The organism is Streptomyces sp. NPDC012474, assembly GCF_042955185.1.
GTDB lineage: Bacteria > Actinomycetota > Actinomycetes > Streptomycetales > Streptomycetaceae > Streptomyces > Streptomyces cahuitamycinicus.
Window position 1 is genome coordinate 421,730 of the sequence record NZ_JBIBEP010000003.1, and the last position, 14,135, is coordinate 435,864.

At 72.2% G+C, this 14,135-nt stretch carries 14 protein-coding genes, 1 pseudogene and 1 riboswitch; of the genes and pseudogenes, 9 read left to right on the forward strand and 6 right to left on the reverse strand.

The window, feature by feature from the left end:
- Positions 1-24 precede the first annotated feature (24 nt).
- Entirely contained in the window at positions 25-603 is a 579-nt protein-coding gene (locus ACFY9S_RS10100; protein WP_391125170.1) for a hypothetical protein, read from the reverse strand.
- Between the two features lie 117 nt (positions 604-720).
- Complete coding sequence (locus ACFY9S_RS10105) at positions 721-1,566, reverse strand: hypothetical protein (RefSeq protein ID WP_391125515.1); 846 nt, start codon at positions 1,564-1,566, stop codon at positions 721-723.
- A gap of 124 nt (positions 1,567-1,690) precedes the next feature.
- On the opposite strand from ACFY9S_RS10105, the gene ACFY9S_RS10110 reads away from it, so the two are divergent.
- The 3 genes from ACFY9S_RS10110 to ACFY9S_RS10120 all read left to right on the forward strand — a co-directional run bounded on the left by ACFY9S_RS10110 (position 1,691) and on the right by ACFY9S_RS10120 (position 4,954).
- A complete protein-coding gene (locus ACFY9S_RS10110) occupies positions 1,691-2,038 on the forward strand; it encodes a hypothetical protein (RefSeq protein ID WP_391125172.1) in 348 nt (115 codons plus the stop codon).
- 17 nt (positions 2,039-2,055) lie between these two features.
- Positions 2,056-3,237, forward strand: a complete 1,182-nt coding sequence (locus tag ACFY9S_RS10115) for a glutathionylspermidine synthase family protein (protein WP_391125174.1) — start codon at positions 2,056-2,058, stop codon at positions 3,235-3,237.
- A gap of 149 nt (positions 3,238-3,386) precedes the next feature.
- Positions 3,387-3,473: riboswitch (ZMP/ZTP riboswitch) on the forward strand.
- 32 nt (positions 3,474-3,505) lie between these two features.
- Positions 3,506-4,954, forward strand: a complete 1,449-nt coding sequence (locus ACFY9S_RS10120; protein ID WP_391125177.1) for a glycine hydroxymethyltransferase — start codon at positions 3,506-3,508, stop codon at positions 4,952-4,954.
- A gap of 13 nt (positions 4,955-4,967) precedes the next feature.
- Here the strand turns inward: ACFY9S_RS10120 and ACFY9S_RS10125 are convergent.
- Positions 4,968-5,556 (reverse strand): annotated as a pseudogene (locus tag ACFY9S_RS10125) (hypothetical protein).
- A 336-nt stretch (positions 5,557-5,892) separates the two neighbouring features.
- Between ACFY9S_RS10125 and trpS the strand changes: the two are divergent.
- Both trpS and ACFY9S_RS10135 read left to right on the forward strand, forming a co-directional pair.
- Positions 5,893-6,906, forward strand: a complete 1,014-nt coding sequence (gene trpS, locus ACFY9S_RS10130) for a tryptophan--tRNA ligase (protein ID WP_102913371.1) — start codon at positions 5,893-5,895, stop codon at positions 6,904-6,906.
- Positions 6,907-7,046: 140 nt separating this feature from the next.
- Positions 7,047-7,625, forward strand: coding sequence for a 2'-5' RNA ligase family protein (locus ACFY9S_RS10135; RefSeq protein ID WP_391125180.1), 579 nt, complete (start codon positions 7,047-7,049; stop codon positions 7,623-7,625).
- A gap of 12 nt (positions 7,626-7,637) precedes the next feature.
- Here the strand turns inward: ACFY9S_RS10135 and ACFY9S_RS10140 are convergent, their stop codons facing one another.
- Both ACFY9S_RS10140 and ACFY9S_RS10145 read right to left on the reverse strand, forming a co-directional pair.
- Positions 7,638-8,393 carry a decaprenylphospho-beta-D-erythro-pentofuranosid-2-ulose 2-reductase gene (locus tag ACFY9S_RS10140; RefSeq protein ID WP_102913370.1) on the reverse strand — a complete coding sequence of 252 codons (756 nt, stop codon included), beginning with the start codon at positions 8,391-8,393 and terminating at the stop codon, positions 7,638-7,640.
- A 19-nt stretch (positions 8,394-8,412) separates the two neighbouring features.
- Complete coding sequence (locus ACFY9S_RS10145; protein ID WP_391125183.1) at positions 8,413-9,795, reverse strand: FAD-binding protein; 1,383 nt, start codon at positions 9,793-9,795, stop codon at positions 8,413-8,415.
- Positions 9,796-9,928: 133 nt separating this feature from the next.
- Between ACFY9S_RS10145 and ACFY9S_RS10150 the strand changes: the two genes are divergently transcribed.
- Genes ACFY9S_RS10150 through ACFY9S_RS10165 form a run of 4 tightly spaced genes read left to right on the forward strand, consistent with a single transcriptional unit; the run spans position 9,929 to position 12,741 of the window.
- Positions 9,929-10,450 carry a phosphatase PAP2 family protein gene (locus ACFY9S_RS10150; protein WP_391125186.1) on the forward strand — a complete coding sequence of 174 codons (522 nt, stop codon included), beginning with the start codon at positions 9,929-9,931 and terminating at the stop codon, positions 10,448-10,450.
- Complete coding sequence (locus tag ACFY9S_RS10155; RefSeq protein ID WP_391125189.1) at positions 10,443-11,387, forward strand: decaprenyl-phosphate phosphoribosyltransferase; 945 nt, start codon at positions 10,443-10,445, stop codon at positions 11,385-11,387. The genes ACFY9S_RS10150 and ACFY9S_RS10155 overlap by 8 nt, the downstream gene beginning before the upstream one ends.
- Complete coding sequence (locus ACFY9S_RS10160) at positions 11,384-11,836, forward strand: GtrA family protein (protein ID WP_391125192.1); 453 nt, start codon at positions 11,384-11,386, stop codon at positions 11,834-11,836. The genes ACFY9S_RS10155 and ACFY9S_RS10160 overlap by 4 nt, the downstream gene beginning before the upstream one ends.
- Positions 11,824-12,741, forward strand: a complete 918-nt coding sequence (locus ACFY9S_RS10165) for a YihY/virulence factor BrkB family protein (protein ID WP_102913346.1) — start codon at positions 11,824-11,826, stop codon at positions 12,739-12,741. The genes ACFY9S_RS10160 and ACFY9S_RS10165 overlap by 13 nt, the downstream gene beginning before the upstream one ends.
- On the opposite strand, the gene ACFY9S_RS10170 is transcribed toward ACFY9S_RS10165, so the two are convergent.
- Positions 12,689-14,008 carry a D-alanyl-D-alanine carboxypeptidase family protein gene (locus ACFY9S_RS10170; RefSeq protein ID WP_391125196.1) on the reverse strand — a complete coding sequence of 440 codons (1,320 nt, stop codon included), beginning with the start codon at positions 14,006-14,008 and terminating at the stop codon, positions 12,689-12,691. The two genes, ACFY9S_RS10165 and ACFY9S_RS10170, sit on opposite strands and share 53 nt — an antisense overlap.
- Between the last annotated feature and the right edge of the window lie 127 nt (positions 14,009-14,135).

Consider the following 14,135-nt stretch of genomic DNA (forward strand, 5'->3'; position numbering starts at 1 on the left):
ACCTCCCTCTGTTCGTTCGCGGGCCTATACGGCCCGGCGCTTGTGCCGCCCGCGCAATGCCTGGAGCGACGGGTACAGCCATTTCCGGAAGAAACGCTGGAGCCGTGGCATGAGAATCCAGGTGACAAGGGCCGTTACACACAGACACAGCAACAGCGTGCGAAACAGTGCATTGAGGTCACCGAGATAGGGAAGCACCGTCAGATTGAACAGGAGCACCGGCGGGAAAACCGCGCTCATATTCACGAACCACAGTTTCCATTTCGACGGCGGTGCCGGTGGCGGGGGCGTCAGTGTCTGGGCGTCGAACCAGGCCCGGGCGCCCGGCATCTGCCTGCGCCCCGTCTCCCGTGCGACGCCCGCCAGCCGGGCGTCCCATTGTTCCCGGGAGGCCGATTTCTCCCAGGCCAGGGCCAGACCCTCACTGGCGAAGCGATAAACGACATGCCACTCCGCCCCTCCGTCGACAAGTACCCCACCCCCCATGAATCCCGGCTGCCGCGCGGTCGCGCCCAGCATCGCCCACCCCCAGGAGTGAAAGTCGGCAGCCCGGCCCGGCGTCACGTGATAGGCCACGGTGACCGTGACGGGATTACTGGTCACGCCGTCTCATACGGAAAGCGCTCACCGCGCGTTCACGATTCAACTAAAAACTTTCCGGGTGGCCCGGAAGGTCACCCCGAACGTGAAGACTCTCCGCAGGTGGGAAAGCGCGTCCGCTCAGCTCGGCGTGGCGGCGCTCTCCTTCGCCTCCACCGGCGCCTCCCCGAACCGCGACAACGCCAGCGCCCCCGCCACCGCCACCGCGAAACCGAGGATCGCCAGCCACCCCAGCCCCGGCCGCGTACGGTCCCCGAGCCACACCACGCCGATCAGCGCCGGCGCGACGGTCTCCCCGAGCACCAGACCGGCCGTCGCCGTGGTCACCGACCCGCGCTGCAGGGCCGAGGTCAGCAGCAGGAACGCCGCCCCGCCGCCGAGCAGCAGCGCGTACGTCGCCGGATTGGGGAACAGCTCACCGGATGAGAACCCGTCGATGAGCCGCACCGACACCTCCACCACCCCGAACCCGAGCCCCGCCCCCACGCCGAGCGTCAGCGCCCGCCCCCGCTCCGGCAGCCGCCCGGCCACCGCCCCGAGCAGCAGCACCCCGGCCGCCGCCCCGAGCATCGCCCACTTCAGCCAGCCCGGCCCCTCCTCGTCACCCTCCGCCCCGGAGGCCAGCCCCAGCAGTGCGAGCCCGGCACACACCACCGCCACCGCCGCCCACTCGACGCGGCTCAGCCGCACCTTGAGCAGCCGTGCCGCGACCACGGCCGTCACGGCGAGGCTCGCCGCAAGCGCCGCCCCCACGGCGTAGATCGGCACCGACCGCAGCGCGAGGATCTGCAGCACGAACCCGAGCCCGTCCAGCGCGAGCCCGGCCAGGTACCGCCACTGGTGCAGCGCCCGCCACAGCAGCGCCACGTCCCCGCCCGGCCCGGTCGCCGCCGCCGACCGCGCGGCGATCGCCTGCAACACGGTCGCCGTACCGAAGCACACCGCCGCACCGAGGGCACACACCATTCCAAAGATCACAAATCGACAGTAGGGCAGCGCTCGGGGACGGGGGGCCATGCGCGGCCGTTCACACCGATCTCTAGGCTGACCGTCTGTCAGTGCACACGGGGAGATGCGGGGAGACACGCACATGGCTGAAACACGGCGGCGGTTGCGCTCGAGCACGGTGGTGCTGGGTGGCATGGGCGTCCTCGCGGCGGCCCTGTCCGCCTGCGGCTCCGACCCCGATCGCCGCTGTGTGGACCGGGACAGCCACGACTACATCAACGGCTACCGGATCGTCGCCGACGACAACTGCTCGTCCGGCACGTCCTCCGCCGGCAAGGCCCGGAAGAAGACCGGCACGTCCAGGGCCGCCGACGCCGACTGGTACTACGACGCCGACGTCAGCGGCGGCTACGCCGACCACGGCACCTTCAGCCGCAGCGAGGCCGTCGACCGGGGCGGCTTCGGCTGCTCCGGCAGCGGCGGCGGCTGACCGGGCGGAGACAGCAGATGGAACGCCGGACCATGGAGCCCCGCCCCGGCTGGCAGCAGACCGTCGAGGAACAGGGCCTGATCTACCCCCTGACCCGCTACCCCGACGACTCCCTGCGCCCCTACTGGGACGAGAGCGCGTACTACGTCTTCTCCCTGGAGGAGATCGAGGCCCTCGAAGAGGTGGTCGAGGACCTGCACCGCATGTGCCTGGCCGCCGCCGGCCACATCGTCGCCGAGGACCGCTTCGCCGACCTGGGCATCACCGACCCCCGCGTCGCCCGAGCGGTCGCCGAGGCCTGGCACCGCCGAGCCGAACTCCCCTCCGTCTACGGCCGCTTCGACCTCCGCTACGACGGCACCGGCCCGGCCCGGCTCCTGGAGTACAACGCCGACACCCCCACCTCACTGGTCGAGGCCGCGTCCCCCCAGTGGTTCTGGATGGAAGACCGTTTCCCCGGCGCCGACCAGTGGAACTCCCTGCACGAGCGCCTCATCGACGCCTGGAAGAAGCAGGCCGCCCTCCTCCCGCCGGGCAGCCCCCTGTACTTCGCGTACTCCTCCGCCGACGAGCTCGGCGAGGACATGATGACGGTCGCCTACCTGAAGGAGACCGCCGAGCAGGCCGGCCTCGCCACCGACTGGATCGCCATGGAGGAGATCGGCTGGGACCGCCTCTCCCGCCGCTTCGTCGACAACCGCCTCCGCTTCATCCGCAGCGTCTTCAAGCTCTACCCCTGGGAATGGCTCACCACCGACCGCTTCGCCGACCACGTCCTGGACACCCTCGACAACGGCGGCGGCACCGGCTCCACCCTGTGGATCGAGCCGGCCTGGAAGATGCTCCTCAGCAACAAGGCACTCCTCGCGATCCTCTGGGAGCTGTATCCGGACCACCCGAACCTCCTCCCCGCGTACCTGGACGGTCCCCGGGACCTGCCCGCGAAGGGATGGGTCGCCAAGCCCCTCCTGGGCCGCGAGGGCGCGGGCGTCACGATCCACGAACCCGGATCCCTTCCCACCCTCCGCGACGAACCGTGCGTCTACCAGCAGCTGGCGCCGCTCCCCGACTTCGACGGCAACCGGGTGGTCCTGGGCGCGTGGGTGGTGGAGGACGAGTCGGCGGGCCTGGGCATCCGCGAGTCATCGGGCCTGATCACGGACGAGTACGCCCGCTTCCTGCCTCACGTGATCCTTTAGCGTCCCTGAGGGGGACGCCCCTCTCAGGGACGCGGGGCGGTGACCTGTGCGGCTCCGCCGCGTGGGCGCGACCAGCCACGACCCACCCGCACCCGGCAACGTAGAGCGACCCGGCAGACGACCCCCGCCCACCCCACCCGGTAGGCTGATCGCCGGGCCGTGACTGGCGCGCTGGGATGGGACGAACCATCGGGGAGCGGTCCGAGCAGAGAGAGCCGTGCGCCTGGGCCGTACCGTGAACGCTGAACGCAACGTCCGGAGGTCCACCATGTCAGCCGAGCCCCTCTCCACCGCTTCCACCGCCTACCGCGCCGCCCTCGACGTGATCCGCGCCGTCGAACCCCGCGTAGCGGACGCCATCGGCCAGGAGGTCGCCGACCAGCGCGAGATGCTCAAGCTGATCGCCTCGGAGAACTACGCCTCCCCGGCCACGCTCCTGGCGATGGGCAACTGGTTCAGCGACAAGTACGCCGAGGGCACCATCGGCCGCCGCTTCTACGCCGGCTGCCGCAACGTCGACACCGTCGAGTCCCTCGCCGCCGAGCACGCCAAGGAGCTCTTCGGCGCCCGCCACGCCTACGTCCAGCCGCACTCCGGCATCGACGCCAACCTCGTCGCCTTCTGGTCGGTCCTCGCCCAGCGCGTCGAGGTCCCGGCCCTGGAGAAGGCCGGCGCCCGCCAGGTCAACGACCTCTCCGAGGCCGACTGGGCCGAGCTGCGCCGCGCCTTCGGCAACCAGCGCATGCTCGGCATGTCCCTGGACGCCGGCGGCCACCTCACCCACGGCTTCCGCCCGAACATCTCCGGCAAGATGTTCGACCAGCGCTCCTACGGCACCGACCCGGCCACCGGCCTCATCGACTACGAGGCGCTGCGCGCGAGCGCCCGTGAGTTCAAGCCGCTGATCATCGTGGCGGGCTACTCGGCGTACCCGCGCCTGGTGAACTTCCGGATCATGCGCGAGATCGCCGACGAGGTCGGTGCCACGCTCATGGTCGACATGGCGCACTTCGCCGGCCTGGTCGCGGGCAAGGTCCTCACCGGCGACTTCGACCCGGTGCCGCACGCCCAGATCGTGACGACGACCACCCACAAGTCGCTGCGCGGCCCCCGGGGCGGCATGGTCCTGTGCGACGACTCCCTCAAGGACCAGGTCGACCGCGGTTGCCCGATGGTCCTCGGCGGCCCGCTCCCGCACGTCATGGCCGCCAAGGCGGTCGCCCTCGCGGAGGCCCGCCAGGAGTCCTTCCGCGGCTACGCCCAGCGCATCGTCGACAACTCCCGCGCGCTGGCCGAAGGCCTGATGCGCCGCGGCGCCACCCTCGTGACCGGCGGCACGGACAACCACCTGAACCTGATCGACGTCGCCTCCTCCTACGGCCTCACCGGCCGCCAGGCCGAGGCCGCCCTGCTGGAGTCGGGCATCGTCACCAACCGCAACGCCATCCCCGCCGACCCCAACGGCGCCTGGTACACGTCGGGCATCCGCATCGGCACGCCGGCGCTGACCACGCGCGGACTGGGCACGGCGGAGATGGACGAGGCGGCGGGCCTGATCGACCGCGTCCTCACCACCACGGAGCCGGGCACGACCAAGTCGGGCGCCCCCTCCAAGGCGGCCCACGTGCTCGACGCCAAGATCGCCGACGAGATCTCCCGCCGCGCCACCGACCTCGTGGCCGGTTTCCCGCTCTACCCGGAGATCGACCTGGGCTGACGCCCCGGGCTCGTCACTCCTCGTCCAGGTCGATCAGCACCTGACGCGGCTCCTCCCGCGGTGGTCCGGCTTCCCCGCCGGGCCGCCGCGCGGCATATCAGCAGCGTGCCGCCGACGCCGGCCGCGAGCCCCAGCGCCCCGGCCGTCACCGCCCACCGGACGTCACCCCGCACGGAACCGGGCGGGTCCGCGGCGGCCGTGCCCCCGACGGACCCGCCCGCCGCGTCACCGAGCAGCCGCGCCATGTCCAGCCGCTCGAAGACCGACCGCGGCGCCCGGTGCCAGCGGATGTCGTCGTCCTCCACGGTGGGCGCCGGATCCGAGCGCACCCAGGGCGTGCCGTCCCCGGCCACCACCAGCTGGTCCTGCCGCTCGACGGCCACGTCCCCGCCCGGCGGCCGGTTCGTGCTCGGCCAGCCGCCGACTCCGGACAACCCCCAGACCACCGTGAGCCGCACCGGCGGGAAGTTCCCCTCCAGCCAGTCCTCGGGCACCCGCTCCGTCTGCGTGTGTGTGGGCTGCAGCAACTGCCACAGGCGGGCGAAGGACCGTTGGCCCGAGCGCACCGCCGTCGTCCGCCCCGTGCCGCCCGCGACGACCATCGCCACGTCGGGGACGTCCCGCTCCCGCGCCGGGAGGGCCTCGGCGGCCGTCACCGTCGCACCTGCGGCCAGAGCGGCCACCACCGCCACCACCAGCGCGCGCCGTGCCGCCCCGCTCCGGCGCGGCGCCCGCCCCGCCGCGTCCCCGCCCCGCGCTCTCCCCGTCCCGCCCCGTGCCCGCATCGTTCCCCCTCCGGGTCCGCACCGCCCCGAGCACGGCGGGGACAGTGCCCCTGGCGTGCCTCACCCTCTTGTTACACCGCCGGGGCCGAACGGGATCCCGTCTGTTCCCGGCCCGTTCCGGATCGGCCCCCGGGACCTGAGAGAATGGTGAGCATGGCCTCTGACCGACCTCGCGTGCTCTCCGGGATCCAGCCCACCGCCGGCTCGTTCCACCTCGGCAACTACCTCGGCGCCGTCCGCCAGTGGGTGGCCCTGCAGGAGACTCACGACGCGTTCTACATGGTCGTCGACCTGCACGCGATCACCATCCCGCAGGACCCGAAGGACCTGCGCGCGAACACGCGCCTGGCCGTCGCCCAGCTCCTCGCCTCGGGTCTCGACCCGGACCGCTGCACGCTCTTCGTGCAGAGCCACGTCCCCGAGCACGCCCAGCTCGCCTGGATCATGAACTGCCTCACCGGCTTCGGCGAGGCCGGCCGGATGACCCAGTTCAAGGACAAGTCCGCCAAGCAGGGCGCCGAGCGCGCCTCGGTCGGCCTGTTCACGTACCCGATCCTCCAGGTCGCGGACATCCTGCTCTACCAGGCCCACGAGGTCCCGGTCGGCGAGGACCAGCGCCAGCACATCGAGCTCACCCGCGACCTCGCCGAGCGCTTCAACGGCCGTTTCGGCCCAACCTTCACCGTCCCGAAGCCGTACATCCTCAAGGAGACGGCGAAGATCTACGACCTTCAGGACCCGTCGATCAAGATGAGCAAGTCGGCGTCCACGCCGAAGGGCCTCATCAACCTCCTCGACGAGCCGAAGGCCACGGCCAAGAAGGTCAAGAGCGCCGTCACCGACACCGACACGGTGATCCGCTACGACGCCGAGAACAAGCCGGGCGTCAGCAACCTGCTCACGATCTACTCGACCCTCACCGGCGAGAGCATCGGCGAGCTGGAGGAGAAGTACACCGGCAAGATGTACGGCGCGCTCAAGACGGATCTCGCCGAGGTCATGGTCGAGTTCGTGACGCCGTTCCGGGAGCGCACCCAGCAGTACCTGGACGACCCCGAGACGCTCGACTCGATCCTGGCCAAGGGCGCCGAGAAGGCCCGCGCGGTCGCCGCGGAGACCCTCGCGCAGACGTACGAGCAGGTCGGCTTCCTGCCCGCCAAGCACTGAACCCACCCCCCGCGCACAGCCGTACCGCCGAACAGCGCTGTACATCACTCCGGTTGCGCCTGCCCGTAACCCGGTCGTGGCCGTACAGTCGATATCCGGGTGGTCGTATCAGCGGCCACACTGACACGACAGGAGACGACGTGGGGACCGTAACGATCGGTGTCTCGATCGCGGTCCCGGAGCCTCACGGCAGCGAGCTCCAGCAGCTGCGCGCGGGCTTCGGCGACGCCGCCGCTCACGGCATCCCCACGCACGTCACCCTGCTGCCGCCGACAGAGGTCGACGAGGCCTCCCTGCCGGCCGTCGAGGCGCATCTGGCCGAGGTCGCCGCCGCCGGGCGCGCGTTCCCCATGAGGCTGTCCGGCACCGGCACCTTCCGCCCCCTGTCGCCGGTGGTGTTCGTCCAGGTCGTCGCGGGCGCGGAGGCCTGCACGGTGCTCCAGCAGCAGGTCCGCGACCCCGCAGGGCCGGCCGCACGGGAACTGCAGTTCCCGTACCACCCGCACGTCACCGTGGCCCACGGCATCGACGAGGCGGCCATGGACCGCGCCTTCGAGGAACTCGCCGGTTACGAGGCCGAGTGGCCCTGCACCGGCTTCGCCCTCTACGAGCAGGGCGCCGACGGCGTCTGGCGCAAGCTCCGCGAGTTCCCCTTCGGCGGCTCGGTGGTCCCCCCGCAGGCCGGGCGTGTGGAGCGCGGCTCGGTCCCCACCCGCTGACCCGCCCGCGAGTCAGACCGGCAGCCGCCGGAAGACCCCGCGCGGCAGGTGCCGCAGCGCCGCCATCACCACGCGCAGCGTCCCGGGCACCCACACCGTCTCCGAGCGGCGCCGCAGCCCCAGTTCCACGGCCGACGCGACCGCCTCGGGCGTGGTCGCGAGCGGCGCCTCGGGCAGACCGGCGGTCATCCGCGTCCGGACGAAGCCGGGGCGTACGACCATGACGTGCACGCCCGTGCCGTACAGCGCGTCGCCCAGGCCCTGCGCGAAGGCGTCGAGACCGGCCTTGCTGGAGCCGTAGATGAAGTTCGCGCGGCGGGCCCGCTCGCCCGCGACGGAGGACATCACGACCAGCGAGCCGTGCCCCTGGGACTGGAGGGAGCGGGCGCACACCAGACCGGCCGAGACCGCGCCGGTGTAGTTGGTCTGCGCCACCCGCACCGCCGCCTCCGGCTCCCGCTCGTCACGGGCCTGGTCGCCGAGCAGCCCGAAGGCGAGCAGCACCAGGTCGACGTCGCCCTCGGCGAAGACCTTGCCGAGGACGGCCTCGTGCGAGGCGGGGTCGAGCGCGTCGAAGGCGACGGTGTGCACGTCGGCCCCGAGCCCGCGCAGCTGCCCGGCGGCCTCCTCCAGGGCGGGGGAGGGGCGGCCGGCCAGCCAGACCGTGCGGGTGCGGCGGGCGATCAGCCGGCGGGCGGTCGCCAGCGCGATCTCCGACGTACCGCCGAGGACGAGCAGGGACTGGGGGAGGCCGAAGGCGTCCTTCATGACAGCTCCTAGAGGTTGCTCAGAGACTGAGGCGGCGGGCCAGGTCGGACACGAACACCCCGCGCGGGTCCAGCCGGGCGCGCAGTTCGCGGAAGTCGTCGAGGCGCGGGTACATGGCCGCGAGCAGCTCCGGGCGCAGCCGGGCGTCCTTGGCGAGGTAGACGCGCCCGCCCGCGGCGGCGACCTCCTCGTCGAGTTCGTCGAGGAACGCGCCGAGGCCGGGCAGGCCCGCCGGGATGTCCAGGGCCAGCGTCCAGCCCGGCACGGGGAACGACAGCCAGCCCGGGTCGGACTCCCCGAAGCGCTTCAGGACGGCCAGGAAGGACGGGCAGCGGCGTTCGGAGATGCGGCGCACGATGCGGCGCAGCGCGTCCTCGCGGCCGTAGCCGACGACGAACTGGTACTGCACGAAGCCGCCCCGGCCGTAGACGCGGTTCCAGTGGGGCACGCCGTCCAGGGGGTGGAAGAAGCCGGAGATCCGCTGGAGCCGGCCGGTCCGCACGCGGGGGGACTTGCGGTACCAGAGCTCGTTGAAGAGGCCAACGCTCGTCCGGCTGAGCAGGCCCTCGGGGAGGATCGCGGGGGTGGCCGGGAGGCGGGAGGTGCGGAAGGCCAGCGGGTCCCGGCGCAGGCGGGCGGGGAGCGCGTCCAGCGGCGCGTGGTCGCCGCGGGTGAGGACCGCGCGGCCGGTGGCGGCGCCCCGGGCCAGCAGGTCGATCCAGGCGACCGAGTAGCGGTAGCGGTGGTCGGTGGCCGCCAGCCGGGCCATCAGGTCGTCGAGGTCCGTCGCCCGCTCGGTGTCGACCGACATCAGCGAGGTCTCCACCGGCTGGAGCCGGATCGTCGCGGTGAGGATCACGCCGGTCAGGCCCATGCCGCCGGCCGTGGCGTCGAAGAGCGGCGTGCCGGGGATCACCGTGCGGATCTCGCCGTCGGCGGTGAGCAGTTCGAGGGCGAGCACGTGTCGCGCGAAGGAGCCCGAGACGTGGTGGTTCTTGCCGTGGATGTCGGCGCCGATGGCCCCGCCGACGGTGACGTAGCGGGTGCCGGGCGTGACCGGCACGAACCAGCCGAGCGGCAGCAGCACCTCCATCAGCCGGTGCAGGGAGACGCCCGCGTCGCACAGCACGGTGCCGCCGTCGGCGTCGATCGCGTGCACCCGGTCCAGCGCCGTCATGTCGAGCACGGACCCGCCCGCGTTCTGCGCCGCGTCCCCGTACGCCCGCCCCAGGCCCCGGGGGATCCCGCCGCGGGCGCCGCACTCCCGGACGGCCGTCGCGGCCTCCTCGTACGTGCGCGGGCGGATCAGCCAAGCGGCGGTGGGGGCGGTGCGGCCCCAGCCCGTGACGGTGGTGTGGTCCAGGCCCATGACGTCGGGGTCGGAATCGGTGTCGGCAGACATGCCTGTGACCGTATCGCCCTACTGTGAGCGATTAGTTAGTGAACATGGCATCCCTCCCCGAAATGGGTGATTAATGGGATGTCGCTCAATATTGCCGGAGTTCAGGCCTGATGGGCGTGGACAGTGAGTCCACATGGACGACCTCGACGACCTGCACGACATGGACCACCGGATCGTTTCGGCGCTCAGGGAGTGCGGCAGCGACCCGCGCGTGGCCGGCGCCGCCCGCGCCCTGTCCTGGGCGGGGGAGCACGCGGCGCTGTGGCTGGCGGCGGGCCTCGCCGGAGCCGCCGTCGACGGCAGGCGGCGCGGCGCCTGGCTGCGCGGCACGGCCCTCACCGCCGGGGCGCACCTCGTCAGCATGGGAGTGAAACGGGTCGTGCGCCGCCCGCGCCCCGCACACGTCGAGCCCCTGGTTCCCACCGCCGGCCGGCACTCCTTCCCCAGCTCGCACGCCACCTCCGCGGCGGCCGCCGCCGTCGCCTTCGGCGCCCTGGGAGCACACGCCGTCCCGCCGCTCGCCGGCCTGGTGTGCGTCTCACGGCTGGTGGCCGGCGTCCACTTCCCCACGGACGTCGCCGCCGGCGCGGCCCTGGGCGCCCTCACGGCCCGGCTGGGCGCCCGCTGGATGCGGGGAGGCGCCGACCATGACTGAGACGGCCGTCCTGCGGCAGCGCACCCACCAGGAGCGGCCCGCGCCACCCCGCAAGGGCGGTCTCCTGGCCGGTCTCCTCAGGACCGCGCGCCCCAGGCAGTGGGTCAAGAACGTCCTCGTGGTCGCCGCCCCGGCCGCCGCCGGCGAGCTCTTCTCCCGGCACGCCCTGAGCCGACTCGCCCTGCTCTTCGTCCTCTTCACCGCCTGCGCCGCCGCCGTCTACCTCGTCAACGACGCCCGCGACGCCGACGCCGACCGCGCCCACCCCGTCAAACGGCACCGCCCGGTCGCCGCCGGGCAGGTCCCCGTGCCCCTCGCCTACGCCGTCGGCGGCTGCCTCGCCCTCACCGCGCCCGCCGCCGCTGCCTGGCTGTGCGGCCCGGCCGTCGCCGCGCTGCTGACCGCCTACCTCGCCATGCAACTGGCCTACTGCGTCAGCCTCAAGCACGTCCTCGTCGTCGACCTCGCCGTCGTCACCACCGGCTTCCTGATGCGGGCCATGATCGGCGGACTCGCCCTCGGCATCCCGCTGTCGCGCTGGTTCCTCATCACCACCGGATTCGGCGCCCTGTTCATGGTGTCGGCCAAGCGCTACTCGGAGGCCGTCCAGATGGCCGGAAAGGCGGGCGCCACCCGGGCGTTGCTCACCGAGTACACCACCGGCTACCTCCGCTTCGTCTGGCAGCTCGCGGCCGGCGTCGCCGTCCTCGGCTACTGCCTGTGGGCCATGGAGGAGGGCGGCGTCCCGCACACCAGCGTGCTGCCCTGGCGCCAACTGTCCATGGTGGCCTTCATCCTGGCGATCCTCAGGTACGCCGTCTTCGCCGACCGCGGCACGGCCGGCGAACCCGAGGACGTCGTCCTGCGCGACCGCGCGCTCGCGCTCATCGGCGTGGCCTGGGTGGCGATGTACGGCCTGGCCGTGGCGAACTGGTGACCACGCGCGCGTGGCGGGGCCCCGCGCTCCCCGACCGCCGGGAGCTCATCGGGTTCGCCACCGTCGGCCTCCTCGCCTACGCCGTCGACCTCGCCCTGTTCACCTACCTGCGCGGGCCCGCCGGACTCGACCCGCTCACCGCCAAGTCCCTGTCCTTCCTGGCCGCCTGCACGGTCGCCTACGCGGGCAACGCCCTCGGCACCTACCGCACCACGCGCGCCCCGGGCCTGCGCCCGTACGCGGTGTTCTTCGCCGTGAACCTCGCGGGCGCCGCCGTGCAACTGCTCTGCCTGGCCGTCAGCCACTACGGCCTCGGGCTCACCTCGCAGCGCGCGGACACCGTCTCCGGCGCGGTCATCGGTATGGCGCTGGCCACAGTCCTGCGGTTCTGGGGTACCCGTACATGGGTGTTCCGGGCGGAGGGCAGAGTCGGATCATGGACTGGCTGAAAAAGCTACCGCTGATCGGGCCGTGGGCGGAACGGCTGATGATCACGCACGCCTGGCGGTCGTACGAGCGGCTGGACCGCGTGAAGTGGACGCGGCTGGCCGCCGCGATGACCTTCACGAGTTTCGTCGCGCTGTTCCCGCTGCTGACGGTGTCCGCCACCATCGCCGCCGCCACGCTCAGCACGGGCCAGGAGGAGAAGCTGCAGGACAAGCTCGCCGAGCAGGTCCCCGGCATCTCCGACCAGCTGGACCTCGCCGGCCTCGTGGACAACGCCGGCACGATCGGCCTCATCGCGGGCGCGCTGCTGTTCTTCACCGGCGTCAGCTGGGCCGGCTCGATGCGCGAGTGCCTGCGGGCGGTGTGGGACCTCGACGACGAGGAGGAGAACCCCGCCGTGCGCTACGGCAAGGACGCGGGGGTCCTGCTCGGCCTCGGCGGCGCGCTGCTCGTCACCATCGCCGCCTCCGCCGTCGCCTCCGCGATGATCGGCTGGATCACCCGGGAACTCGGCATCGACGAGGGCGGCTGGGGCGGGGTCCTGCTGCACATCGCCGCGTTCGTGATCGCCGTCCTCGCGAACTTCCTGCTGCTGCTCTACGTCCTGACGCTGCTGCCCGGCGTCGAGCCGACGCGCCACCGCCTGTTCGTGGCGGCGCTGACCGGCGCGATCGGCTTCGAGCTGCTGAAACTGCTGCTCAGTGGCTATCTGCAGGGCGTGGCCGCGAAGAGCATGTACGGCGCGTTCGGGGTGCCCGTCGCGCTGCTGCTGTGGATCAACTTCACCTCGAAGCTGGTGCTGTTCTGCGCCTCCTGGACGGCGACGCAGAGCAAGGAGGACGAAGTCCCGGGCCTCACGGGCGAGTCCGGCGGCGCACCAGATCCGGCAGCGGCCAGCGGCGGTTGACCAGGAACGCGCCGCCCGCGAGCAGCACCAGCACCCCGCCCGTGATGCCGAGCGCGGTCCCGATGCCGCTGGAGCCGTCCGCGGTCGGGGCGCCGGCCACCGGCTTCGAGCCGGTCCCCGCCGTGCCGCTGCCGCCGTCCCCGGAGCCGCCGGCCTCGCCGGAGGGGTTCGCGCCGGGCTGGGCACTGGCCTGCGCGGCACCCCTGGGCGGCACCAGCTCGCCCACCGGCTGCACCTTCCCGGCCGCCTTGAAGCCCCAGTCGAACAGCCGGGCCGTCTCCTTGTAGACCTCGTTGGACTCAGGCTTCTCCGGGTTCATCACCGTCACCAGCAGCACCTTGCCGCCGCGCTCGGCGACGCCGGTGAACGTGGCGCCCGCGTTGGTGGTGTTGCCGTTCTTGACGCCCGCGATGCCCTCGTAGACGGGCACGTCCGAGTCGCCGGACAGCAGCCGGTTGGTGTTCTGGATCTCGAAGGACTCGCGGACGGTCTTGCCCTTCTTGCCCTTTTTCGTCTTCCCCGGGAACTTGGCCCTGACCGTCGACGCGTACTCGCGGAAGTCCTTCTTCTGCATTCCCGAGCGGGCGATCAGCGTCAGGTCGTACGCCGACGAGACCTGCCCCTCGGCGTCGTAGCCGTCCGGGCTGACGACGTGCGTGTCGAGGGCCTGGAGCTCCTCGGCGTGCTCGTTCATGTCCTCGACGGTGTTCTCGACGCCCTCGTTCATGGCGGACAGCACGCGCACGGCGTCGTTGCCGGAGCGCAGGAAGACGCCCAGCCACAGGTCGTGAACCGTGTACGTCTCGTCCTCCTTTATCCCGACCATGCTGGAGCCCGAGCCGATCCCGGCCAGGTCGGAGGGGGTGACCTTGTGTTTGGTGTCCCTCGGAAACCTCGGCAGCAGCGTGTCCGCGAACAGCATCTTCAGCGTGCTCGCCGGGGCGAGGCGCCAGTGCGCGTTGTGCGCGGCCAGCACGTCACCGGACTCGGCGTCCGCGACGATCCAGGAGCGGGCGCTCAGGTCCTTCGGCAGCACCGGCACACCGCTCGCCAGGTTCACCTGTGTCCCCGGCCTGCCGAGCCGGGCGCCGCCCACGGTCGACATCGACGCCGGGGGAGTGGCCGAGGGGCTCGCCGACGGGCTCGCCGAGGGGCTGCCCGAGGGGTTCGGGGCGGCGACGGCGGCGGGCGCGGCCAGGGCGAGGGACGACAGGACGGCGGAGGTGACCAGCAGGGATCGCCTGACGGTCTTCTTCGGAGCGGGCACGGTCGGAAACGTACATGCCGTACGGGGTGAAGTCCCGCTTCCGCCCCTACCCCGCGAACGGAACCGGACAGGCTCTGGCGATACTGGTCTCATGCTGTGCTCATCCGGGGGACAACCCCCGGACCCC